Source organism: Methylophilus sp. E2MeOHC9 (assembly GCF_058744375.1).
In genome coordinates this window covers 787,113-812,182 of sequence record NZ_CP196024.1, presented here as the reverse complement: position 1 = coordinate 812,182, position 25,070 = coordinate 787,113, and the positions used below count along the sequence as shown (strand labels likewise).

At 52.0% G+C, this 25,070-nt stretch carries 21 protein-coding genes and 1 tRNA gene; 14 read left to right on the top strand and 8 right to left on the bottom strand.

The window, feature by feature from the left end; genetic code table 11:
- Positions 1–29 precede the first annotated feature (29 nt).
- The 11 genes from ACSSVF_RS03925 to ACSSVF_RS03875 all read left to right on the top strand — a co-directional run bounded on the left by ACSSVF_RS03925 (position 30) and on the right by ACSSVF_RS03875 (position 14,624).
- Complete coding sequence (locus tag ACSSVF_RS03925) at positions 30–2,294, top strand: primosomal protein N' (RefSeq protein ID WP_492405628.1); 2,265 nt, start codon at positions 30–32, stop codon at positions 2,292–2,294.
- A 143-nt stretch (positions 2,295–2,437) separates the two neighbouring features.
- Positions 2,438–4,144: a ShlB/FhaC/HecB family hemolysin secretion/activation protein gene (locus ACSSVF_RS03920; protein WP_492405626.1), complete on the top strand. Its 1,707-nt coding sequence runs from the start codon at positions 2,438–2,440 to the stop codon at positions 4,142–4,144.
- Between the two features lie 192 nt (positions 4,145–4,336).
- Positions 4,337–7,684: a two-partner secretion domain-containing protein gene (locus ACSSVF_RS03915; protein ID WP_492405624.1), complete on the top strand. Its 3,348-nt coding sequence runs from the start codon at positions 4,337–4,339 to the stop codon at positions 7,682–7,684.
- 147 nt (positions 7,685–7,831) lie between these two features.
- Positions 7,832–7,905: transfer RNA gene (locus tag ACSSVF_RS03910), tRNA-Gly, on the top strand.
- A gap of 11 nt (positions 7,906–7,916) precedes the next feature.
- Positions 7,917–8,777 carry a bifunctional hydroxymethylpyrimidine kinase/phosphomethylpyrimidine kinase gene (gene thiD / locus ACSSVF_RS03905; RefSeq protein ID WP_492405623.1) on the top strand — a complete coding sequence of 287 codons (861 nt, stop codon included), beginning with the start codon at positions 7,917–7,919 and terminating at the stop codon, positions 8,775–8,777.
- Positions 8,761–9,387, top strand: coding sequence for a thiamine phosphate synthase (thiE, locus tag ACSSVF_RS03900; protein WP_492405622.1), 627 nt, complete (start codon positions 8,761–8,763; stop codon positions 9,385–9,387). Before thiD ends, thiE begins: the two co-directional genes overlap by 17 nt.
- A 71-nt stretch (positions 9,388–9,458) precedes the next feature.
- Positions 9,459–10,829, top strand: coding sequence for a UDP-N-acetylmuramate:L-alanyl-gamma-D-glutamyl-meso-diaminopimelate ligase (gene mpl / locus ACSSVF_RS03895; RefSeq protein ID WP_492405621.1), 1,371 nt, complete (start codon positions 9,459–9,461; stop codon positions 10,827–10,829).
- An 18-nt stretch (positions 10,830–10,847) separates the two neighbouring features.
- A complete protein-coding gene (locus tag ACSSVF_RS03890) occupies positions 10,848–11,792 on the top strand; it encodes an energy transducer TonB (protein ID WP_492405619.1) in 945 nt (314 codons plus the stop codon).
- Between the two features lie 86 nt (positions 11,793–11,878).
- Positions 11,879–12,193, top strand: a complete 315-nt coding sequence (locus ACSSVF_RS03885; RefSeq protein WP_492405617.1) for a (2Fe-2S) ferredoxin domain-containing protein — start codon at positions 11,879–11,881, stop codon at positions 12,191–12,193.
- An 11-nt stretch (positions 12,194–12,204) separates the two neighbouring features.
- The gene (locus ACSSVF_RS03880) at positions 12,205–13,461 is read left to right on the top strand and encodes a biosynthetic peptidoglycan transglycosylase (protein WP_492405615.1); all 1,257 of its coding nucleotides are present in this window, start codon (positions 12,205–12,207) and stop codon (positions 13,459–13,461) included.
- Positions 13,462–13,505: 44 nt separating this feature from the next.
- Positions 13,506–14,624: a pseudouridine synthase gene (locus ACSSVF_RS03875; RefSeq protein ID WP_492405613.1), complete on the top strand. Its 1,119-nt coding sequence runs from the start codon at positions 13,506–13,508 to the stop codon at positions 14,622–14,624.
- 123 nt (positions 14,625–14,747) lie between these two features.
- On the opposite strand, the gene hemB is transcribed toward ACSSVF_RS03875, so the two are convergent.
- The 8 genes from hemB to rpe form a co-directional block, all read right to left on the bottom strand.
- On the bottom strand, positions 14,748–15,752 hold the full coding sequence (hemB, locus tag ACSSVF_RS03870) for a porphobilinogen synthase (RefSeq protein ID WP_492405612.1): 1,005 nt from the start codon (positions 15,750–15,752) through the stop codon (positions 14,748–14,750).
- 89 nt (positions 15,753–15,841) lie between these two features.
- Positions 15,842–16,630 (bottom strand): indole-3-glycerol phosphate synthase TrpC, encoded by a 789-nt coding sequence (gene trpC / locus ACSSVF_RS03865; RefSeq protein ID WP_492405610.1) that lies wholly within the window; start codon positions 16,628–16,630, stop codon positions 15,842–15,844.
- Entirely contained in the window at positions 16,623–17,105 is a 483-nt protein-coding gene (locus ACSSVF_RS03860; protein ID WP_492405608.1) for a DUF3465 domain-containing protein, read from the bottom strand. The genes trpC and ACSSVF_RS03860 overlap by 8 nt, the downstream gene beginning before the upstream one ends.
- The gene (gene trpD / locus ACSSVF_RS03855; protein ID WP_492405606.1) at positions 17,102–18,127 is read right to left on the bottom strand and encodes an anthranilate phosphoribosyltransferase; all 1,026 of its coding nucleotides are present in this window, start codon (positions 18,125–18,127) and stop codon (positions 17,102–17,104) included. The genes ACSSVF_RS03860 and trpD overlap by 4 nt, the downstream gene beginning before the upstream one ends.
- Positions 18,127–18,693 (bottom strand): aminodeoxychorismate/anthranilate synthase component II, encoded by a 567-nt coding sequence (locus ACSSVF_RS03850; protein WP_492405604.1) that lies wholly within the window; start codon positions 18,691–18,693, stop codon positions 18,127–18,129. Before ACSSVF_RS03850 ends, trpD begins: the two co-directional genes overlap by 1 nt.
- A gap of 1 nt (position 18,694) precedes the next feature.
- Positions 18,695–20,200, bottom strand: a complete 1,506-nt coding sequence (gene trpE / locus ACSSVF_RS03845; protein ID WP_492405602.1) for an anthranilate synthase component I — start codon at positions 20,198–20,200, stop codon at positions 18,695–18,697.
- 170 nt (positions 20,201–20,370) lie between these two features.
- Positions 20,371–21,084 carry a phosphoglycolate phosphatase gene (locus ACSSVF_RS03840; protein ID WP_492405601.1) on the bottom strand — a complete coding sequence of 238 codons (714 nt, stop codon included), beginning with the start codon at positions 21,082–21,084 and terminating at the stop codon, positions 20,371–20,373.
- 123 nt (positions 21,085–21,207) lie between these two features.
- Positions 21,208–21,915: a ribulose-phosphate 3-epimerase gene (gene rpe, locus ACSSVF_RS03835; RefSeq protein WP_492405599.1), complete on the bottom strand. Its 708-nt coding sequence runs from the start codon at positions 21,913–21,915 to the stop codon at positions 21,208–21,210.
- 244 nt (positions 21,916–22,159) lie between these two features.
- On the opposite strand from rpe, the gene hemA reads away from it, so the two are divergent.
- The 3 genes from hemA (at position 22,160) to ACSSVF_RS03820 (ending at position 25,063) form a co-directional block, all read left to right on the top strand.
- Positions 22,160–23,419, top strand: coding sequence for a glutamyl-tRNA reductase (gene hemA, locus ACSSVF_RS03830; protein ID WP_492405598.1), 1,260 nt, complete (start codon positions 22,160–22,162; stop codon positions 23,417–23,419).
- Positions 23,420–23,546: 127 nt separating this feature from the next.
- Positions 23,547–24,629 (top strand): peptide chain release factor 1, encoded by a 1,083-nt coding sequence (prfA, locus tag ACSSVF_RS03825; RefSeq protein ID WP_492405597.1) that lies wholly within the window; start codon positions 23,547–23,549, stop codon positions 24,627–24,629.
- 20 nt (positions 24,630–24,649) lie between these two features.
- Positions 24,650–25,063 carry a GFA family protein gene (locus tag ACSSVF_RS03820; RefSeq protein WP_492405596.1) on the top strand — a complete coding sequence of 138 codons (414 nt, stop codon included), beginning with the start codon at positions 24,650–24,652 and terminating at the stop codon, positions 25,061–25,063.
- Positions 25,064–25,070 lie beyond the last annotated feature (7 nt).

Here is a 25,070-nt window from a genome sequence, read left to right as displayed (position 1 = left end):
CATTTTAACCTAATAAACCACTTTCACCCATGTGTTCAGCAGCCCTTTCCTCTCCGGCCATCACTTCCACCGGCATCGTCCGCGTGGTGCTGGATGTGCCATTGGATCGCCAGTTTGATTATCTCAACCCGGGGCTGGATATTCGCGTAGGCAATCGTGTTGTCGTGCCTTTTGCGGGGCGGCAACTGATCGCCATTGTGATGGCCCTGCCCACACAAAGTGAAGTGCCCGCAAATAAATTAAAAGCGGTGATACAGGCTTTTGACGATGTACCGTTTGATGAGGCCACGCTGAAGCTGTTGCGATTTTGCGCTGATTATTATCATTACCCATTCGGGCAGACCGTGCTGTCCAGTTTGCCATTGCGCCTGCGGCAAATCAAACCGGCGGTGTCGCGCAAAATGTGGATGTATGCATTGGCGCAAGCGGTGCCTGAGGGGCTGGTTGGTAAGCGTCAGCTCGTACTTTCCAGATTGATAGATGCATTGCAGCAGCACAAGGAATGCAGTGAAGCCCAGTTGGCGGAAGTGTCTTCCAGCTGGCGCAAAACCATGCAGCCATTGCTGGAAAGTGGCCTGGTCACCAGGCGCGAAGTGGTGGCGATACGTCCCTCGCTAGCGGCCTCTGACCATGAGCCCACCTTAAATGATGAGCAGGCACTTGCCGTCAAATCCATTTTGAATAAGGCAGACCGTTTTCAGCCCTGGCTGCTGTTTGGCGTGACCGGCTCGGGCAAAACTGAAGTCTATATCCGCCTGTTGCAAGCCGTGTTGGCTGAGCCGCATTCACAGGTGTTGATCATGGTGCCGGAGATCAACCTCACCCCGCAGCTTGAAGGGCGTTTCCGCAGCCGTTTGAGCCAGTTTTCACTGGTGACTTTGCACAGTCATTTAAGTGAAAGTGAGCGCTTGCAACACTGGCAGGCCGCACAGTCAGGTGAAGCACGCATCGTCATCGGTACACGCCTGAGTGTGTTTACGCCTATGCCACATCTCAAGTTGATGATACTCGACGAGGAGCATGACAGCTCCTATAAGCAGCAGGACGGCATGCGTTACCATGCGCGTGACGTGGCTTTGGTGCGCGCCAAGCAATGCCAGGTTCCGGTGGTGCTAGGCAGTGCCACCCCTTCGCTGGAAAGCTGGTACAACGCGCTCGGGCAGGCGGATCACCCGGTAAAAAAACCGACTTATCGCCTGCTGACCCTGAACAATCGGGCTGCCGCGCAAGCACAACTGCCACGCATATTTTGTGTAGATACCACGCACTCGCCGCCAGAGGCTGGCTTGACGCCGCAATTGAAGCAAGCGATAGAGCAACGCCTGCAACGTGGCGAACAAAGTTTATTGTTTATCAATCGTCGTGGCTATGCGCCGGTATTGCATTGCTCCGCCTGCCAGTGGCTGGCAGATTGTCGCCGCTGCTCTGCCAAAGTGGTGCTGCACCTGCGGCAGCGGCTATTACGCTGCCATCACTGCGGCGATGAGCAACCGGTGCCCCTGCAATGCCCGAGTTGCGGCAATGCCGATCTGCGTCCGGTCGGCCAGGCGACACAGCGTGTGGAAGAAACCTTGCAGCAGTTATTTCCGCAAGCGCGGGTGGCGCGGGTAGATAGGGATACCATACAGGGTAAAGACGCACTCACCGAGCTGCTGTCCGCCGTGCATGCCGGAAAAATAGATATCCTGATCGGCACGCAAATGCTGGCCAAAGGCCACGACTTTGCCAACCTGACACTGGTCGGTGTGCTGGATACCGACAGTGCGCTGTATAGCCCCGATTATCGTGCCAGCGAGCGCCTGTTTGCCCAGCTGATGCAAGTGGCAGGGCGCGCAGGCCGTGGCGATAAACCGGGTGAAGTATTGATACAGACGGCGTTTCCGCAGCACCCTTTATTCGCCGCTTTGCAGCAGCAAAATTATGCCGAATTCGCCAACACTTTATTGCAGGAACGCATCACCTTGCAGTTTCCGCCGGCGGCTTATATTGCAGTCATGAAAGCTGAAGCTGCTGACTATGCGCTGGTAGAGCAATTCTTGACAGATTTGACACATTCTGCTCGCGAATTTGTCGCGCAACACGCGCAAAATTTCCCGGAAAAACCGATGATTTATGACCCGGTGCGACCCGGTATTGCCAGGCTGAATCGCATGGAGCGGGGCTATGTGATGTTGCAATGTGCACAACGAGGTGCATTGCAACAACTTTTACAGGCGGCGGTCGCCTGGGCAAGGCAGCATCGGCTACAGGCTAAGATACGCTGGGTGGTCGATGTGGATGCGCTTGAGTATTGATTTTTGCATTGTTTTTGCAACAGTTATTGTATTCAAACTTTAAGTATTGTAATTTATTGTTACCAATTTGATTAAGCATATATAGTATAATTTGTAGTGATATATGATGAGACCTTATATTGAGGGTGTTATAAGGAATCATCTTGAAAAAACAAATAACCCGGTGGAGCGTATTAAATTTATTAGCGGTAGGTTATACAGTGCAAGCGTTTGCTGGCGGTGTGTCTTTACCCGATATTCAGCAGAATTTGCCCAGACCTATCCTGCCACAACCTAACCCTGTCATCCAGGTACCAGAAGAGACACCAGTCCCTGAAAAGAAACAAAAAAAATCCAGCCTGCAGATCGTCGTCAAAGAATTTAAATTTTCTGGCAATAAACAATTTACAAGTGAAGTACTGGCTGCACAAGTTGCGCACCTGACCGGCCATGAAATCGGCATGCGTGAACTCAATGAAGCCGTGGGCACCATCCGTAATTATTACCGTCAACGCGGCTACCTGCTGACACAAGTGTATCTACCGACACAAGATTTGCAAAAATCTGGTGCTACTGATGCTGTTGTTGAGCTTTCTATCCTTGAAGGTACCTTGGGCGACGTCAAAACCGAAGCTGGCGAAGGCCTTAACCAGCCGTATTTCCAGTCACTTTCAGAATATGGCCTGGATAAAGGCGAAGTCCTGAATGAGCGCAATTTGATGCGCAACCTGATGGTGATGAATGGCCTGCCAGGCATACAAGTGACCTCGCAACTTAACCCGGGCGAAGCAGTAGGTAGCTCGGATGTGGCTGTTTCAGTAGAACCAAGAGCGAAGTACAGCGGGTTTATCAATGCCAACACATATGGCAACCGTTATACCGGCCGTGAAACAGTGGGTTTTGGCTTGGCTGTGAATAACCTCAATGGGCGCGGTGACCAGCTGGCAGTGGTTGGTAAAGTCTCCAATGATGAAGGGCAGCGCTCGCTGAGCAGCTTGTACTTCACGCCAGTGGGAGATGCGGGCACTATCTTGAACGTCGCCTATAGCTACGTTGATTACAAGCTAGGCAAAGATTTCAAGGTGTTCGATGCTTCTGGTGATGCGCATTATTTCTATGGTTCTTTAGAGCATCCATTGTTACGCGAAACCAAAAAAGGCATTGCATTCAAGATCGGTAGCAACTACAAGATCCTGGATGATGATGTGGATGCATTCCTGATCAATAACCGACGTGATATCGCCAGCCTGGAACTAGGTTTGGTGGGTGACTGGATCAATGATGGCGGTAATGTCGCTTACCAGTGGAGTTTCCTCGTCACACAAGGCAATGTTTCCTTTAAAGACAACGCCGCCAAAGCAAACGATAGAGCGCAGTTAGATACCCAGGGTAGTTTCCTGAAATGGAACTGGACTTCAAGCCGCACGCAAATTTTTGAAAATGGGATCAACTGGATTGTGCGTGCAGATTATCAGGGCACCGACAGCAACCTGGATATTGCCGAAAGATTCGGTATTGGTGCAATTAACCGCTGGCGTCAGTTCTCAGAGATTCCTAGCCAGGCTGACCAGGGCTGGATGGTAGGCACTGATATACGTAGAACGTTCGTGTCTACTGCTGCCGATGTCACGCCTTATATTCAATCTGTGACGCCATTTGCCTTTTATGACGCAGGTCGCGGCAAGCTGAACCATGATCCATCTGGCAGTAATAATTATGTCCGGTCAAATCACGTGGGTGTTGGTACTGATATCCAGTTCCCGGCGCAGTGGATACTGACCACCACCTACTCACAGCAAAAACGTGATCTGGATGGTGCTGCCAGCGATACTGAATATCAGTTATGGGCTCAGCTGCGTAAAAACTTTTAGATGATTGCAAGGCACATTGCGAAGTCGAAAAAGAACTATATAAAAATAAATATAATTGTTGCCCATTAGTCATACTGGGCTACATACAAAAAAATTTTCCTGAAGCAAACTAGCGACTATCAGGAATTAAGAGAAGTTATGGAAGACCACCGATTCTTGGAGAATCGGTGGACCCCCTTAGAGGAGAATGTCATGAAAGCAGCATCCCTAAACCACGTTTATCGTTTGATCTGGAGCAAAGTCCAACAAGCATGGGTCGCCGTTGCCGAAGGTACGCGCACCAGCGGTAAATCGTCTTTGAATGGCCAAGTGAATGACTCCAGCGAGTCAGGTAATCGCCATTCTTTAACAGAAGTATCTTTTAGCTCGGATACAAAATGGCGTGTTGTGATTGCGAGTGCTTTCGCCGCAGCATTGATGCCTTTCTCTGCATTTGCGGATACCAACGTTGTGGCAGGTGTTGTGGCAGGTGATCTGACCATCAAAGATATCAGCGCCACGCATACACAATATACCCACACCGCCAACGTCAACATTGTGAATTTCTACAAGTTTGGTGTGCTTGAAGGCCATCAGCTGGATGTGGTGATGCCTGATGCTGGCCGCGCACTTTACCGTGTGCTGGGAAACAGCGCTTCAGAGATCATGGGGAAATTAAATTCGAATGGTACCCTGTTTTTAATTAACCAGAATGGTGTGCTGTTTGGCCCAAACGCTGAAGTCAACGTTGGCAATATCGTTGCTTCTACACTGAACATTTCCAATGACGATTTCCTGCAAGGCCGCTACCATTTCTCTGGTGGGGATATTTCAGGCAGCGTCGTTAACAAAGGTGCGATTAAAGCCCAGGACGAAGGTTATATCGTCATGCTGGGTAAAGAAGTCGAAAACTCCGGTACGTTAGTAGCCAATAACGGTAGCGTTGTACTTGCTTCTGCCAAGGAAGCTGTTTTAGATTTCTATGGCAATGGGCTGGTGAGAGCCAATTTAACTGCACAAGCGGTTGAAGGCATTGTTAAAAATAGCGGCTTGATCCAGGCCAATGGCGGTTTGGTGCAATTAGCGACCAATGCCCGTTCTGCTGCAATCAATATCACTGGTATTGTAGAAGCCAACCAACTGGTTGAACGTGATGGTGTGATCCGCCTGGAAGGTGGAGATAACGCCAAGGTACAGGTTTCTGGTCAACTATTGGCAAAAGGTGAGAACACGACCGGCGGTACGATTACCGTGACCGGCGAACAAGTGGCGTTGCTGAATGGTGCCGTGCTGGATGCTTCTGGCGATAAAGGCGGCGGTAAAGTGCTGGTAGGCGGTGATTACCAAGGCAAGAATGAGGCTGTTTACAACGCTCAAACTGCCTATATCGGCGCTGGCGCAACAATCAAGGCAGATGCCATCCAGCAAGGTGACGGCGGTACAGTCGTTGTATGGGCAGACCAGTTGACACGCCACTACGGTGATATTTCTGCACAAGGCGGTGCGGTCAGCGGTAATGGTGGTTTCGTTGAGGTGTCCGGCAAGCAAGACCTGGATTTCCATGGCGGCGTTGATGTGGGCGCTGCGCATGGTGCAGGTGGTACCGTGCTGCTGGATCCAACCAATATCGTCCTGAATACCAACCCTCAGCTACCATTGCCTGATCTTGCAAATGGCACGCCAGACATCGCTTTTGGCAACCCAGGTACGACAACGACAGTCAACGTGAATAGCGTTAAAGGCTTTAATGAGTTGTTCCTGCAAGCGACTAACAATATTACTGTCAATAGTGCGCTGACCATGACGAAGTTGGCAGGCAGTGTTCGCCTGGAAGCCGGTAACGATATCAATGTAAATGCCAACATTACTTCAGGCACCTTTGGTAAGGTGACGTTGAAAGCTGACGCAGATGGCGTCGGTGGTGGCAACATCGCCATTGGGGCGAACATTACGGGTTCTGCAGGCGTCACGCTTTCAGCAGCCACAATTACCCACACGGCAGGCAATATCAATACCACTGGCAACCCGCTGGGCATTGCCGGTGATGTGAAAATTGATACCACGGGCAGTGCTAACCTTGGTAGCGCAAACATCAATGCCACTGGTGGTACCGGCCTGCTTTTTGCTGGCGATAAAGGTGGTGAAGTACAAATCAATGCCAACAGTTTGACGATGACCGGAAATATCAATACTGCCGGTGGTGCTTCGCTTAATCCATTGTTAAGCGGCGGTCAGGGTGGTGCAGTGACCATTACTACAGCCAACGCTGCAACAGTTGGTAACATCACCACCAGCTCAGGCAATGCAGGCTTAACCGCATTGGGTTCCAGACTGTCAGGCGCCGTTAATATCACCAGCAACGCTGGCGACATTAACGCTGGCAATATCAACAGCAATGGTGGCACGAATGGGATAGGCGGTAGCGTCACGCTGGATGCCAAAGGTGGCAGCGTCACAGCGTTGAACATCAATACCAGTGCTGGTGCTAGCACGCCCATTACCCAGGGCATGAGCGCGGGTAATGTGAAGGTGAATGCGAACAACAATATTAATGTAGGCACCATTAATGCCAATGGCGGCAATGGCGTTCTGTTGAATCCATCTGGTGGTGCGGCTGGTAAAGTAGAGTTAATCGCGGCGAATGGTACTGTGAATATGGGTGCGGTGAGTAATCTGGCCGGTACTGCGTCATTCTTTGGGACTGCCGGTAAAGCAGCCAATGTCTTTGCCCAAGCAGGTGGCGACTTGAACCTGAATGGCAACATTCTGACCAGCAGCAGAACAGATGATGCGGTGCAACTGGTGGCCGGTGGCAATTTCAAAAATAATGTAGATGCTACGATCACTACCGGTACGGACGGAAACTGGACCATTTACAGCAGCGACCCGACCAACGATGTCAAAGGCGCGAATTTGTTGGCCGCGTATGACTATAAGCAATATGGCACCACGTTTGGTGGCGCGCTGCTAGGCACGGGTAATGGCTTTGTGCATGCAGTCAGCCCAACCGTGACCGCCACGTTGAACGGTACCGCAACCAAGACTTTCGATGGCACTAATGTGGTCACTGATGTGAGTGGCTTGTCAGTCACTACCTCAGGTGCGCTGGATGGCGATATCGTCACCATCACACCAACGCCGATCACTGCTGCTACTTATGATAATGCCGCAGCCGGTACAGGCAAGTCCATCGCCAGTACATACAATGTGGTCAGCATTACAACCAACGAAGGCAAGCAGATATTCAACCCAACCGCAGGTTCGTTTGATGGCTATACAGTCGTAACGAATTCAAACGCCACAGGCACTATCGTGGCGTTGCCTGCACCAGTCACAACATTGGGCTTCGCTTCCCCACGGGATGATGCTGGTTTAGGCGGTTTGATCCCTAACAACCCGGCACTGAACACGATGACTATCGTTTCATTGAACCCTGCTGCGGGTGATGAAGAAGATCTGGACGCGGTAGCATGTCCGGTCAATGAAGATAGCCTGGGTAGTACACCGGTGTTGAACTCTGGCGTGAAATTGCCGGATGGTGTCAGCTCGAATTGTATCTAGTACAGGTCAGCTAGTGCTCTCGCGCCTGGTTTGACGGCGCTTGAAGAAAAAGCCGGGCAATTGCCCGGCTTTTTCTTTTGTGTGTCATAACATTTTATTTAGGTGCTTAGCCAAGCAAGTAAAATACAAGTAAAATAATGGCTATTCGCGGCTGTAGTTCAATGGTAGAACGCCAGCTTCCCAAGCTTGATACGCGGGTTCGATTCCCGTCAGCCGCTCCAAAGGAATTTTCATGGCTATCACTCCCCCAACCGTTCTTACATTTGCAGCAACAGACCCCAGCAGCGGTGCCGGTGTGCAAGCGGATATCATGGCGCTCGCCAGTATCGGCTGTTACCCACTCTCAGTGATCACGGGTATCACGGTGCAAGATACCGTTGGTGTAGAAAGTGTCATGCCGCTGGATGCTGACTGGATCAATGACCAGGCACGTACCATACTTGAAGACGTCTCAGTCAGCGCATTCAAACTGGGCTTGTTGGGCAGTGTAGAAAATGTCGCCATCATCGCCGAAATCGTGGCCGATTACCCGGATGTGCCGCTCATTATTGATCCTATCCTCACTTCAGGGCGTGGGGATGAGCTATCTAATGAAGAAATGCAGGCCGCCATGTGTGAACTGCTGTTCCCGCAGGCCACGCTGATTACTCCAAACAGCCTGGAAGCGCGCCGCCTCGCCTATTACGATGAGGGCGATGAAGTGAAGCACAGCTCACTGGAAGAATGCGCGTTGCGGCTGCTGGAAATGGGCAGCGAATACGTCATGATCACCGGCACGCATGAGCGCTCTATTGATGTAGTGAATAGCTTGTACGGCATGCAGCTGAGCAATATGCCAGGCCTGATCAAGGATTACCATTGGGAACGGTTACCAGGCAGCTATCATGGCTCTGGCTGTACCCTGACCAGCGCGATCACCGCCTGCCTGGCACATGGGCTGACGATTGAAGAAGCCGTGCATGAAGCGCAGGAATTCACCTGGCAGACTTTGCGCCACGCTTTCCGTCCTGGCATGGGGCAATTTATCCCGGACCGTTTCTTCTGGGCGCGCGAAACCGAGGTGCAGGAAAAAGCCAGTGAGCTTCAGCATTAAAGGGCTATACCTGGTCACGCCAGATTGCGATGACACCGCATTGCTGTGCACCCAGGTTGAACAGGCGCTGCAAGGTGGCGTTTCCATGGTGCAATACCGCCATAAAACAGCCAGTGAAGCATTGCGTTTTGAACAGGCCAGCGCGCTGTTAAATATCTGCCGCCAGGCCAATGTGCCTTTATTGATCAACGACCACGTGGCCCTGGCGGTGACGCTGGGCGCTGACGGCGTGCATGTCGGCCAGCATGATGAAGCAGTTTCACAAACACGAGCGCTACTTGGGGCGGACAAAATCATAGGCGCCTCCTGTTACAACCGTTTTGAACTGGCAGAGCAGGCACAAGCCGCCGGTGCGGATTACATCGCATTTGGTGCCTGTTACCCCTCGCCTACCAAGCCCGATGCGCCGCGCGCTACCGCAGACTTGTTCACCCGCGCCAAACAATCACTGACATTGCCCGTGGTCGGCATAGGCGGGATTACACTGGATAACGCGCCGCCATTGATCGCCGCTGGCGCAGATGCGCTGGCTGTGATCACAGATATTTTCCAGGCCAGTGATATTGCAGCACGTTGTAGCATATACCTGCCATTGTTTGCGAAAAATTGAGTTTTTTCGCTACCGCTTTATCAAACGTTAGTTTGGTAAAATGCATTCGTTAAATTGATTCGGTAAATTCTATGCACATTCACATCCTTGGTATTTGCGGCACGTTCATGGGCGGCATTGCCGTGCTGGCAAAAGCGGCCGGGCACCGTGTCACCGGCTGTGATGCCAATGTGTATCCACCGATGAGCACACAACTGGAAGCCCAGGGCATAGAGCTGATCGAAGGGTTTGACCCCAGCCAGACCGCGTTCAAGCCTGATATGTATGTGATTGGCAATGTCGTCACACGCGGTAACCCCTTGATGGAAGAAATACTGAATCAAGGTTTGCCATATATTTCTGGCCCGCAATGGCTGGCCGAACATGTGTTGCAAGGTAAATGGGTATTGGCTGTCGCCGGCACCCATGGCAAAACAACGACTTCTTCCATGCTGGCATGGGTGCTGGAATACGCAGGTCTGGCACCTGGTTTCCTGATCGGCGGCGTGCCGGAGAACTTTGGCGTCTCTGCCCGTTTGCCACAAACGCCTAAGCAGGACCCCAAATCTGTTTCCCCCTTTTTTGTGATTGAGGCGGACGAATACGACACCGCCTTTTTCGACAAGCGTTCCAAGTTTGTGCATTACCGTCCGCGCACGGCGGTGCTGAATAACCTGGAATTTGATCACGCCGATATTTTTGAAGACCTGCCCGCAATTGAAAAGCAATTTCACCACCTAGTACGCACTGTGCCGCAACAAGGCCTGGTAGTGGCGAATCAGCAGGAAAGCCTGGACCGGGTGCTGGCGCGCGGCTGCTGGAGTGCTGTCGAGCGCATAGACAGCGCTGCAGGCTGGCAAGTACAGAATGTAGATGCACAAGGGCGTTTTGATGTGTTCTTTAACGGCGAGCGTCAGGGCAATGTCAGCTGGGAGCTGATGGGTGAACACAATCGCAGTAATGCACTAGCCGTAATTGCCGCTGCCCGTCATGTCGGTGTCGCGCCCTGTATCGCGATTGAAGCATTAAACGAATTTAAAAACGTCAAACGCCGCATGGAAGTCAGAGGCGTCGTTAACAATGTCACTGTGTATGATGACTTTGCCCATCATCCTACCGCCATCGCCACCACGGTTGCAGGTTTGCGTGCCAAGGTGGGGAAATCCCGTATTCTGGCGGTGCTGGAACCGCGCTCTAACACCATGAAGCTGGGCGTAATGAAAGACGCATTACCCGACAGTTTACGTGATGCAGATGCTGTGTTTTGCTATGCCAATAACCTGGGCTGGGATGCGGCTGCTGCCCTCGCCCCCATGCAAAGCAAAGCACAAACATTTGAGGATTTATCCCAGCTGGTGCAAGCCGTCAGCCAGGCGGCACAACCTGGCGACCATGTGCTGGTGATGAGCAACGGCGGCTTCGGTGGCGTGCACCAGCAATTATTACAGGCTTTGCAGGGCTAAACAGGCGGCAGATGCCCTATGCGCTTCCGTGAACGTTCGCCTCTGGTGTGGGCTTTATGGTTTTCGCTGATCGCGCATGCGGTGCTGCTAACGCTACATTTCCAGCCTGAATTAAAAGCGCTGAAAGACCAGATCCCCTCACTCAAAGTGATGCTGGTTAACAGCAAAACCCAGCAGGCGCCTAAAAATGCGGATGCCCTGGCGCAAGCCAATCTTGATCGTGGCGGCAATACCGACGAAAAACGACAGATGAAAAGCCCGTTGCCCAGCGTACAGAAAATGCCTGCGACAACACCGCAAGCAGCTGAAGCGACTATGCAACCAGCGATGCCAGCCACCACGCAGGATGCAGAATTGCAGCGCCATCAACAGCGCGTGGCGCAACTGGAGCAAGAAGCGCAAGCGCTGATGACCCAGCTCAAAGCGAGCCAGGCAGTGGCCACCGTGCAGGCACCACCGCTGTCACAGACACAGGCGGCTGCCAGAAAGCCAACCCCGCAAGCCCTGAACCAGCCGGTGCAAACCCAGCGTGAAATCATGGCCATGCAGGAAATGGCTAAACTCGAAGCCCTGATCGCCAAGCAGCAGGATATATACGAAATGCGCCCCAAACGCCAGTTTATAGGGGCGCGTACGCGTGAGTACCGCTTTGCCAATTATGTAGATCAATGGCGGCAAAAGATCGAGCAGGTGGGTAACCTTAACTACCCGGAAGCGGCACGCACGCAAAAGCTGTATGGAAAATTGCAATTGACCGTGGCTATCCGCGCCGATGGCAGTATAGAAAGCATTAAAATCCAGCAGAGTTCGGGAAAAAGGTTGCTCGACGAATCCGCACGCCGTATTGTGCAACTCGCCGCGCCTTTCCCTGTGTTTCCCGAAGATATCCGCCAGGATACCGATGTGCTGAGCATCACCCGCACCTGGACATTCAGCAAAGAAGACCAACTTTCAACAGAATAAAACGTCTAAAGTTTTTCTATGGCAGGTCTTTTTCTGTGGTATTTTTCATTGATCATTATGTATAAGCGGCACCAGAAAGCAACCTTATGAATCAAAGTCACTTTCAATATCATGTATTTTTCTGTCTCAACCAGCGCGAAAAGGGAGAGGATTGTTGCATGAATCGAGGGGCGGAAGCAGCGTTTGATTACATGAAAAAAAGCGTCAAGAAACACGGTCTGGCAGGTACGGGGAAAGTCCGTATCAACCGTGCCGGTTGCCTGGACCGTTGTGGCGAGGGGCCGGTGATGGTCATCTATCCGCAGGCCGTGTGGTATACCTTTGTCGATAATGAAGATATCGACGAGATCATCGCAAGCCATTTGCAGCACGGCAAAGTGGTGGAGCGCTTGCTGGTCTAAGGCAAACACACATGCTGCTATTGTGGTTTAAAAGGCTGGTGCTTACGTTGCTGGTCGTCATGCTGGTGACGGTACTGGCATTGCTTGCATGGATCTGGCAACCCTATGACACCCAGGCCTGGCGCGTCAAGTTGCCAGTGGCTGGCGGCGTACAAGTGCGGGTGGTGCCGGTGCTGATGCTGGCGACCTCTGCCCCCGGGCGTTGGTTACTGGATCGGCGCGCCTTTAATCTGCACCACGGCGATATCCAGTTATATGACGAAGATGGTTTGCGGGCACGCTGCCTGCATTGCTCGATAGAGGCAAAATCAGTCAGTGACCAGCCCATTGTCATCCCCATCGTAGAACTCTGGCTGCAAATGGACCAGCAGCATATCCATGGCTATCTCTCGGTAGGCGAACACCAGCCGCTGTTTAAAATAGATTTTAATGGCAAAGTCAGTATGCGTAGCCTGAAACTGACCTGGGAACTGCCGCAAACGCCCTTGCAGGCATTGCTTAAACCGTTGCAACCACATTCTCCAGTGATACGCGATGCCATTGTTTCCGGTACGCTAACCGCTTCGGGCACCTTGCGCTGGCCCAAGCAGGAGTGGAGTGCACAACCGCAATTGGATGCGATGACAGTCTCCGGCCTGAACATAAGCGCTGCGACCACTTTGCCTTTGCAATATGATTGCCCGTTACTGGATGAGCATAAGCACCCGGAAAGCATGCAATGGGTCTCTTACGACAAACTGGGGCGCTGGCTGCCAGTGGCTGCCATCATCGCCGAGGATGCCGAGTTCAAACATCATCCCGGTTATGTGATGGCACAAATGCAGCATTTGCTAGGCAAGGAAAGCGCAGATAAACAGGTTGGTGGCAGTACCATTACCCAGCAACTGGCAAAATACATGTTCACAAATGGCGAGCGCACCTGGAAACGCAAAGTAGAAGAATTGCTCTATGCCGTGCAACTGGAAGCTGCACTGACCAAAACCGATATCCTGGAGCTTTACCTGAATACGGTGGATTTAGGCCCCAGTCTTTGCGGTGCACATGCGGCTTCTCGTTATTATTTTGATCTCACGCCTGATAAATTGAATCCTATACAGGCGGCCTGGTTGGCTGGCATTATCAGTAATCCGCACCGCGCCTGGAAAAAACAGTATATCCAGCAGCAGCCGGATTTAAAGCGTGCGGAAGATATCCTGCATTTTATGCCGCGTAGTGCACGCAAAGAACCAGGCAATTTGAATTTTCGTCCGGTGAAAGTCGCTGGATAACTTACAATAGCACTTTATTTCCCAATCAAGCCGGGACCCGTATCTTGAGTACAATCAAACTGAATAAACCCCCTGCTGGCGCTGACGAAGAGCCGAAGCGCAGCAAACCGGTACGTCGTATCGCCTCTACCCTGCGTGACCGCACACAACCGCCGCCTAAACCCGTGCCACCAAAAGCAACGCAGGCAGCGGGTGATAAAGCGCCCGCAGCTGCGAAAAAATCTTATGCAGATAAACCGGCACGCCAGGAGCGCAGCCGGCATGAGGGCAAGCCGGGCGATAAACCCTATGCACGTAAAGACGCACGCAATGAACCGCGAAGGGAATCGCGAGGTGACACCCGGCATGATACTCGCAAGGAATATAGCGCCGACCGCCCTGTCAGGCGTGATGACGCCGCACCCAGGCGCCAGATCGCGCCAGCGGATCCAGATGCCCAGCCTCGTTTATCCAAAGTGATGGCGGACCGCGGCCTGTGTTCCCGCCGTGAAGCCGACGACTGGATCGTCAACGGCTGGGTCAAGGTCAATGGCGAGATCATCGAAGCCCTGGGCACCCGCATAGATCCGGATGCCGAAATCATCATCAGCACCTACGCCAAAGAATACCAGGCCGAAAATGTCACCATCCTGCTGCACAAGCCGATAGGTTATGTCAGCGGTCAGGCGGAAGACGGCTATGAACCCGCAGTTGTGCTGGTGAAACCCGAAAACCAGTGGTCAGAAGACCCTACCCAGAAAACCTTCCACCGTGGGATTTTTCATGGCCTGGCGCCTGCCGGACGACTGGATATTGACTCCACCGGCTTGCTGGTACTGACGCAAGACGGGCGGATTGCGCGCGTCTTGATCGGGGATGATTCCAGCACGGAAAAAGAATACCTGGTGCGGGTAGAGGGTGAGCTGAGTGCCAATGGTATGGCAAAATTGAACCACGGCCTGAGCCTGGATGGAGTACAGCTCAAACCGGCCAAAGTCTCCTGGCAGAATGAAGATCAGTTGCGCTTTGTATTGCGTGAGGGGCGCAAACGGCAGATTCGAAGGATGTGTGAGCTGGTGGGCCTGAAAGTGGTAGGCTTGAAGCGCATTCGCATTGGGCGGATTAATTTGGGGAAACTACCGGCCGGGCAATGGCGGTATTTGGCGGAGAATGAGAAGTTTTGATAGCCCGTCACTAGCGGGCAGAGGATGGTAACGCTTGTTTTTTGCCCTTAGGGGCAAAACGGCATCCAACATTAGAACCTATATGCACCACCTTTGCGATGGTGAAAAACCCCTCCAGAGAGCCTATTCTTTCAACCACCTTGCGATATCCATCGCATAATACGTTAATACTCCATCCGCCCCGGCACGCTTGAACCCGAGCATCGCCTCAAGCACACAGGCTTTCTCATCCAGCCAGCCATTCTGCGCTGCGGCTTTCAACATCGCATACTCACCACTCACATGATAAGCATAGGTCGGCACGCCAAACTCGTCCTTCACCCGCCGCACAATATCCAGGTACGGCATACCCGGTTTCACCATCACCATATCCGCGCCCTCTTCAATATCCAGCGCAACTTCTTTCAATGCTTCGTCTGAATTGGCGGGGTCCATCTGGTAATTGTATTTATTACTTTTACCCAGATTGCCTGCTGAGCCAACCGCATCACGGAATGGGCCATAGAAGGCCGAGGCATATTTAGCGGAATAGGCCATGATACGGGTGTAGATAAAACGTTGATCTTCCAGCGCATCGCGAATGGCACCGATACGACCATCCATCATGTCAGAAGGCGCGACAACGTCAGCGCCTGCTTCAGCGTGGCACAGCGCCTGTTTGACCAGTATCTCGACTGTTTCGTCATTGAGCACGTAGCCAGTGTCGTCTATCAGGCCATCCTGCCCATGGGTGGTGTAGGGGTCCAGGGCCACGTCGGTGATCACACCTAACTCGGGGAATGCCTTTTTGAGTGCCCGCACTGTACGTGGCACCAAGCCTTCGGGGTTGTAGGCTTCTTTGGCATCCAGGCTTTTAAACTCTTGCGGCACTACCGGGAATAACGCCAGGGCCGGGATGCCCAGTTTTACGCATTCTTTGGCAGTTTTCAGCAGTACATCTATGCTCTGGCGCTGCACGCCGGGCATGGATTTAACCTCCTCTATTTTGCCTTCACCTTCGAGGACGAAGACCGGGTAGATCAGGTCATTCACGGTGAGGACATTTTCACGCATCAAACGACGTGAAAAGTCATCTTTACGCATACGGCGAGGGCGGATAGCTAGAAATTGGCTCAAAATAATCTCCATATTTGCCTAAACGCTCTACAGCGCAGGCGGAGGATTAAAGATAGTGCAAGTTGTGCGTAAACATCCGGTCACAACTCGATTAAAAATACTCAGGCAAATACCTTGGCGAGTTCAGCACCAGGATTTTCCTGACGCATAAATGCTTCGCCGACCAGGAAAGTATGTACTGCATGGTCGCGCATCAGTTTGACATCATCGGGTGTGAAAATACCGCTTTCAGTCACCACGATCTTGTCGCTGGCAATGGTAGCCAAAAGGCCTAGAGTGGTATCCAGCGTCACTTCAAACGTACGCAGATTACGGTTATTAATACCTAATAATGGCGTGGTCAATTGAACCGCTTGTGCCAGCTCTTCAGCATTATGCACTTCCACCAGCACAGCCATGCCTAAACGATGTGCCAGAGATTCTAACTGCTGCATTTGTGCCAGTGTCAGCGCAGCGGCGATCAGCAGGATGCAGTCAGCACCCATGGCACGCGCTTCATAGACCTGGTAATCATCTATCATGAAGTCTTTACGTAAAACCGGTAGCTGGCAAGCAGCACGGGCTTGTTTCAGGTATTCGGCAGAGCCTTGGAAATACTGCTCATCAGTCAGCACCGACAAACAGGCGGCGCCACCTTGCTCATAGCTGGCGGCAATCTCGGCCGGTTTAAAATCTTCGCGTATCACCCCTTTTGAAGGGCTGGCCTTTTTAATCTCTGCAATCACTGCGGCTTTACCTGCAGCAATCTTGTTGCGAATCGCAGCGACAAAATCACGCGCAGGCGCTTGTTGTGCGGCTAGCGCTTGCACCTCGGCCAATGGCAGTCTGGCTTGTGCGGCAGCGATTTCTTCGGCTTTGGTGGCCAGGATTTTGTTTAAAATATCACTCATAGATTTGTCCGTTAACCTTAATCCAACCGCCCTGACGACCCTGCGGGTCATGATGCGTCCAATGCATGATGCCGCCCTTGGGGTTGTAAATATATTCACCTTTAAACTGCACCTGGTCGCCTACATTCAAGTCAGCAACGCGCGGCGCCAGATCAATATTATGTGCAAATAACAACGTTTGTTCAGATGACACACTGACTAGAAAGCGCTGGTGTCTTGCGCCCTTAGTGTCATCTGCTAGCAGTTTTTTAACGATACCATTCCCTTGCAGCCAGACATGGCTTTGTTTTTTTGCAAATGCCTGTCTGACAGCTGCATTATCTTCAGTGGCCAGGCCAGAAGACAATGATTTTAGGTTAAGCTTCTGTACCTGCGATTTAACTTCAATCGCCGACTGTGGCCGATTACTTGTGCTCTGTGCCGCCTGCTCGCAGGCCGTTAACAACAAGCATAGTGAAATCAGCAAACGCTTCATGCGGCCTGGCTTAGCGCTTTTAGTTGCTGCAGCTTATCTAATGCCGCGCCAGTATCGATGGACTTCGCGGCTTTTTCTATCCCTGATGACAAATCAGTTGCCAGGCCAGACACATAAATGGCGGCGCCTGCATTCAACAATACGATGTCACGTGCCGAGCCTTTTTCGCCAGATAACAAGCCAAGGATGATGGTGCTGGAATGCTGGGCGCTCTCAACACGGATGCTGTTGATATCATGCAATGGCATGCCAAACTGGGTCGGATTCACTGTGTACTCAGTGACTTTGCCATCTTTCAGTTCAGCCACATAAGTATCGGCAGAAAAAGAGATTTCATCCATCTCGTCGGCGCTATGCACCACCATCACATGCTCGCTGCCCAGTGTTTGCAAGGTCTGCGCCAGCAAAGGCACTAAATCGCGGTGAAACACGCCCATCACCTGCCGTTTGGCACCCGCGGGGTTGGTCATAGGCCCCAGCAAATTAAACAGGGTGCGCACGCCTAGTTCACGACGTACCGGCGCTGCGTATTTCATGGCCGCGTGATGGTTAGGCGCAAACATGAATCCTATGCCGGCCTGGTTTACGCAGCGTGCGACTTGTTCAGGCGTCAGGCTGATATTGACGCCTAGCGCTTCGAGCACATCGGCTGAACCACTTTTAGAGGATGCCGCACGACCGCCGTGCTTGGCGATTTTTGCGCCAGCACCTGCAGCGACAAATGCCGATGCAGTAGAGACGTTAAATGCTTTATTAGGTGCCCCACCGGTGCCACAGGTATCAATCAAATGACGTGCATCGTGAATAGTGACCTTGCTGGAAAGGTCGCGCATCATTTGTGCCGCGGCGGCAATCTCGGTCACGGTTTCGCCCTTGACACGCAGGGCGGACAGAAAGCCGGCGACCTGAATCTGGGTGAACTCGCCACTCATGATCTGGCGCATGATTTCCAGCATTTCTTCATGCGTGAAATCGGTATGATCAATCAGCCGCTGCAGGGCCGTTTTAGGCGTGATGCTCATCAATACCCCTTCAGGAAATTATCCAGCAACTCATGCCCGTATTCAGTCAGGATAGATTCCGGGTGGAATTGCACGCCTTCAACCGCCAGGGTTTTATGCTTGACGCCCATGATCTCGCCATCATCAGTCCAGGCGGTGATCTCCAGGCAATCGGGGATGGTTGCGCGCTCAATCACCAGTGAGTGATAACGCGTTGCCGTATAAGGGTTAGGCAAGTCTTTAAAGACACCAGTATTAGTATGGTGGATCAATGAAGTTTTACCGTGCATCAGCGTTTTGGCTTTGATGATGTTGCCGCCAAACGCCTGGCCTATGCTCTGGTGACCCAGGCACACACCCAGCAATGGAATCTTGCCAGCGAATTCATGAATCAGCGGGACCGAAATCCCAGCTTCATTCGGGGTACAGGGGCCTGGTGAGATCACGATTTTTTCCGGCTTCATCGCCTTGATCTGTTCCAGCGTGATCTCATCGTTTCTGTGTACATGCACGTCTTGCCCCAACTCGCCCAGGTACTGCACGAGGTTGTAGGTAAAAGAGTCGTAGTTATCAATCATTAACAACATATCAGGCTCCTTTTCCTGTTAATTGGGCGGCGCTGTCCAGGCCGTCTTGCACCAGCTCGGCGGCGCGGATAACGGCTTTGGCCTTGTTCTGGGTTTCATCCCATTCATTTTGCGGAATCGAATCTGCCACAATGCCCGCCCCGGCCTGTACATACAATTTTTTGTCTTTAATCACAGCGGTACGGATGGCAATTGCCACGTCCATATCGCCGTTGAAGCCTAGATAGCCCACCGCACCCGCATAAATGCCACGTTTGGAAGGCTCCAGTTCTTCAATGATTTCCATGGCACGTACTTTAGGCGCGCCAGAAACAGTACCTGCGGTAAAAGTCGCTTTCAGCACATCAATCGCATCCAGCCCGGGTTTAAGCTGGCCTTCGACATTGCTGACGATATGCATGACGTGTGAATAGCGCTCAATCGTCATATTGTCGGTGACTTTCACCGTGCCGGTGAGTGCCACACGGCCGACATCATTACGGCCCAGATCCATCAGCTGCACGTGCTCGGCACGCTCTTTAGGGTCTGCTAGCAACTCGGCTTCCAGTGCCAGGTCATGGTCGCGGTTTTTGCCGCGCGGGCGTGTACCGGCAATCGGGCGTGAAGTGACGGTCGTATTATCCAGCCGCACCAGGATTTCTGGCGAGGCGCCCACGACATGATGGTCGCCCATATCGTAATAAAACATATATGGGGATGGATTCAAGCTACGCAACGCGCGATAAAGGCTTAAAGGCGAGGCGTCAAAATCCTGTGACATGCGCTGGCTGAGCACCACCTGCATGATGTCGCCTTCAAGGATATATTGCTGGCCTTTTTTCACTGCCGCCTTGAAGTTTTCTTCGCCAAACTCTGAGACTGCTGCTGTCTTGGCCGTGGCCAAAGCGGTGGGAATCTCGACTTGCGTACGCAGTTTAGCCAGGAGTGCCTGCATGCGGTCACGGGCGGCTTCATAGGCGTTCGCCTGTGCCGGGTCGGCATAGACAATAAAATATAACTTACCGGTCAGGTTATCGATGACTGCGATCTGTTCGGACACCATCAGCAGGATGTCCGGCGTACCTATCGCATCCGGCTTTTTCTGTTTGCCCAGGCGTTTTTCGATATATTGGATGGTTTCGTAACCAAAATAGCCGGCCAGGCCACCGGTAAAACGCGGCAATCCTTCATAGGGCGGTGTTTTGAAACGCGCCTGGTAGGCCTTGATAAAGTCTAGCGGGTTCTGGTCTGTGTGCGATTCTATGACGGTGTCGCCCTGGATCACCTGCAATTGCTGGTCGCGGACTTCAATGCGGATAGTCGCTGGCAAACCGATGATCGAATAACGGCCAAAGCGTTCGCCGCCTTGTACGCTTTCCAGCAGATAAGAGTAGGGTTGATTCGCCAGTTTGAGATACAGCGACAGCGGCGTATCGAGATCGGCAAAGGTCTCAAGCACCAGCGGGATACGGTTATAACCTTGCGCCGCCAGCGCGTCGAATTCAGTCTTGCTTAATGTGCTTAACATGATGCTTTTTCCAGTTTGATTCGTTGAGTGTGTCGCGGTAAACACCACGACAGGTCAGAGCAGTGCGTGTACGACGCTTTTAGGGTCGGACGCTTGCGGGCTGAGTTAGCCTCGCCATGAACGACGCCAGCTTAACACTGGCCAACTGGAAGAATGATCTGTACAAAACATCATGATATTGGAATCGTTTTTTCTAAACCCCGCTTTAAGAGAGCGGGTAGCTCAAGCAGCTTCGCCAGGTCGGTTAACTGCTGCACCGTGGCATTCACGGTTGCCACATCAATGGCGCGCCCCTGATTATACCCATAAGGGACGGTCACGACAAAGCACCCTGCAGCATGTGCGGCCTGAATATCGGTTTCCGAGTCACCGACCAGCATGGCTTCGGCAGGCAACACAGCTAGTTTTTGGCAAATATGCAACAGTTGCATGGGGTCTGGTTTCTTTTTAGGCAAACTGTCGCCTGAGACGACCATTTCAAAAAAACCGGATAATCCTGCTTTTTCCAGCAGGGGGAGCGTAAATGCCTCAGGTTTATTAGTCACACAGGCAAGCAGATAGCCTTGTGCCTTCAACTGTAGCAACGCCGGCACTACGCCGCTGAACGGCTGGCTGTCATTGGCATGCGCAGCATAGGAGTCATGATATAAAGGCTGCGCTTTATCGAATAAAGCAAGCTCGGGCTCTTTGTCCATATCGCCAGTGAGGCAGCGTTTGATCAGCTTGTGCACGCCTTCACCAATATAGCTAGTGATCTGCGCCTGCGGCAACATGGGCTTACCCAATGCCACCAGCATACGGTTGGCGGCTTCAGCAATTTGAGGGGCAGTATCGAGCAACGTGCCATCCAGGTCGAACATCACCAGCTTGACTTGAAAACGCATCTATTACCCTTAAAACAACACTACTTTAGCCAGGCCTGGATAAAAAACAGGGCTTAGCCTATTAACGATAGGTAAGCCCTGAATTTTTATGCAGCTCGCGCGCATAGTGAAAAACGATTGCTGTTAAACAGTTGCCAATGCCGCGCGCATGGCTGCCACAACGGTGTCGTAACGGTTAGCATCTGATTCATTAGGTGAACCAAAAATCGCGCTACCTGCCACAAATGTATCGGCACCGGCTTTAGCGATCTCGGCGATATTGTTGGCGTTCACGCCGCCGTCTACTTCCAGCCAGATCTGGCGGCCGGTTTTTTCGTAGTAAGCATCAATACGTGCACGTGCTTCTTTTAATTTGTTCAACGTTTCCGGAATAAATTTCTGGCCGCCAAAACCCGGGTTCACCGACATCAGCAAAATCATGTCGACTTTATCCATCACGTGGTCCAGGTAATGCAATGGCGTTGCCGGGTTGAATACCAGGCCGGATTTACAGCCGCTGTCGCGCACCAGGGCCAGGCTGCGGTCAATATGGTCAGACGCTTCAGGGTGGAAAGTGATGATGTCGGCACCGGCTTTGGCAAAGTCGGGAATAATGCGGTCAACCGGTTTTACCATCAGGTGCACGTCGATCAGCGCGCCCACGTTGTGGGATAACTCGCGAATGGCGTCGCATACCAAAGGTCCAATGGTCAGGTTAGGCACATAATGATTGTCCATCACGTCAAAGTGGACGATATCGGTACCGGATTTGATAACGTTTTCAATTTCCTGGCCTAATTTGGCAAAATTGGCAGAAAGAATACTGGGGGCAATGCGAAAAGTTTTGTCCATGCTGGTGTTCCGTATCTGAAGTTCAGTGAATTAGTCTGGTGTTTTTATTGTAAAACCAATATTTTAACGCCATTCTGGGTCAAATTGCCATTCTGGGCTAAATTGACAGGATTCTTGATTGCTAAGCACTAATGTAAGAAAATGTCGGCACCTTTGCTACAGGCACCATTCAAATCAACCATGAACGACTCGCACGCGCTAGTTAATTTATCCTTTTGCCTGATCTCAAAGGTAAAATAGCGCCATGCAACTGTTTACCATTGGTGTAAACCACACCACCGCCCCTATCGCTATCCGCGAAAACGTTGCGTTTAACAACGAAAGCCTGCCGCATGCGCTGGAAGACCTGACGCGCCACAACGTGGCCGAAGTGGCGATTCTCTCCACCTGCAACCGTACCGAGATCTATGTGCAATCCATCCGCCCGGAGATCGTGATCGACTGGCTGGCCAACTATCACAAGCTGGAAGCCAACAAGCTGCTGCCGTATACCTACACCTTGAGCAGCCATGAAGCGGTGAAGCATGCTTTCCGCGTTGCCAGCGGTCTGGATAGCATGGTGCTGGGTGAAGCGCAGATATTGGGCCAGTTCAAGCAATCGGTCAAAATCGCGCAGGACGTTGGTACGTTGGGCACCATGCTGCACAAATTGTTCCAGCGCACGTTTGAAGTCGCCAAAGAAGTACGCACTAATACCGATATCGGCGGCAGCTCCATCTCGATGGCCGCGGCGGCGGTGAAGCTGGCGCAGCGTATCTTTGGTGATTTGAGCGCGCAAAGTGTGTTGTTTATTGGCGCCGGCGAAATGATAGAGCTGTGTGCCGACCATTTTGCCGCGCAAAAACCGAGAAAAATCACGGTCGCCAACCGCACATTAGAGCGTGGCGAACAGCTGGCAGAAAAAATCCGCAGCCAGGGGCTGAACATGCAGGCCATTTTGTTGAATGACCTGCCTGAACGTTTTCACGAATTTGATATTGTGATCACCAGCACCGCCAGCCAGTTACCCATGGTGGGCTTGGGCATGGTCGAACGCGCGATTAAAATCCGCAAACACCGCCCTATGTTCATGGTCGATCTGGCTGTGCCGCGCGATATCGAACCTGAAGTCTCGGCACTGGATGATGTGTTTTTATACACGGTGGATGACCTGGCGCAAGTGGTTTCCGAAGGCATAGGCAACCGCCAGGAAGCAGCGGTGAATGCCGAGCTGATCGTCAACGCGCGCGTTGAGCACTTTATGCAGTGGCTCAAGCAGCGCGAAGCGGTACCGACCATTAAAGCCCTGCGCGACCAGATAGACGCCGTGCGGCAGGCCGAACTGGAAAAAGCGCTTAAGCTGCTGCAAAAAGGCGAATCTGCTGACAAGGTGCTGGAAGTACTCAGTAATGCCCTGACCAATAAATTTTTGCATGGCCCCAGCCATGCGCTCAACAACAGCAATGGCGACGCGCATGCCCACCTTGAGCATCTGGTGAAACAACTGTTCCAGTTGAAAGAATAAGTTTTTAACACACACCTTTTCATAGGCTTGCCTGCGCATGCGGCAATGAAGGCCAGGAAAAGCGTGGAAGAAATAAATTGAAAGAAATAAATTGGCGGAAATATTCCTCCAGCATTTAGGGTAACCAATGAAACCAAGTATGTTGCAAAAGCTCGCTAACTTAAGCGAGCGTCTCGAAGAAATCAACCGCCTGCTCAGTAGCGAAGGCGTGACTGATAATATGGATAATTACCGTAAGATCATGCAGGAACATACGGAAATCACGCCGATTGTTGAGCAGTATCATATCTATGTGCAAACAGAATCCGACCTGAAAGAAGCGCATGCCATGCTTTCAGATCCGGAGATGAAAGAGTTTGCACAGGAAGAGATAGACAGCGGCAAGCAGCGACTGGAACAAGTGGAACTGGCGCTGCAAAAACTGTTGTTGCCTAAAGACCCCAACGACGATAAAAGCATTTTCCTGGAAGTCCGCGCCGGTACCGGTGGCGATGAATCCGGCCTGTTTGCTGGTGATTTGTTCCGTATGTACTCGCGCTATGCTGACCGCCAGGGCTGGAAGGTGGAAATCGTATCTGCCAACGAAGGCGAAGTCGGCGGTTATAAAGAGATCATCGCCAAAATCAATGGTTACGGCGCTTATTCAAAACTCAAATTCGAGTCCGGCGGTCACCGTGTGCAGCGCGTGCCGGATACCGAAACGCAGGGCCGTATCCACACCTCTGCCTGTACGGTGGCGATTTTGCCTGAGGTAGAAGAAGTCGGCGATGTGGAAATCAACCCGGCTGATATCCGCATCGATACCTTCCGTGCCAGTGGTGCCGGTGGTCAGCACATCAACAAAACTGACTCTGCGGTGCGCATCACCCATGCACCTACCGGCATCGTGGTGGAATGCCAGGATGGCCGCAGCCAGCACGCCAACAAGGCACAAGCCATGCAAGTACTGGCAGCACGTATCAAAGCCAAGCAGGTGGATGAACAGCAAAGCAAAATCGCTTCGGAGCGCCGCAACCTGATTGGTTCCGGCGACCGCTCAGAACGTATCCGTACCTACAATTACCCGCAAGGGCGTATCACCGACCATCGCATCAATCTGACCTTATACAAAATTGAGGCAATTACCGAAGGTGATATGGACGAGCTGATAGGCGCACTTTCCAACGAGTACCAGGCCGATTTGCTGGCGAGCCTGGGTGAAGATAATTAAATCTGGCATTTAGGGACGCAATGACAAAAACATCTCACCATCAAGGCGGTTGCCTGTGCGAAGCGGTGCGCTACGAGATTATCAGCGCTATCGAAAAAGTGTTCTATTGTCATTGCCGCCGCTGTCGTAAAGCCAATGGCTCTGCCTTTGCCGCTGTGGCGCCAGTGGCAAAAAGTCATTTTGTCATTACAAAAGGCCAGCAACATTTAAAAAGTTACCGTAGCGAAGCTGGTGTGCATCGCGACTTCTGCGATCAATGCGGCTCTCCTATCATCGGTTACCGCGAGAGTGACCCCGATACCATCAGGGTCAGGGTAGGGTCTCTGGATACGCCCCTAGCGGAAAAGCTAACAGCGCATATTTTTGTCGCCTCTAAAGCCGAATGGTATGACATTCATGATGATGCTCCGCAATATGAAGAGCGGCCTGTTTAGGGGCAAC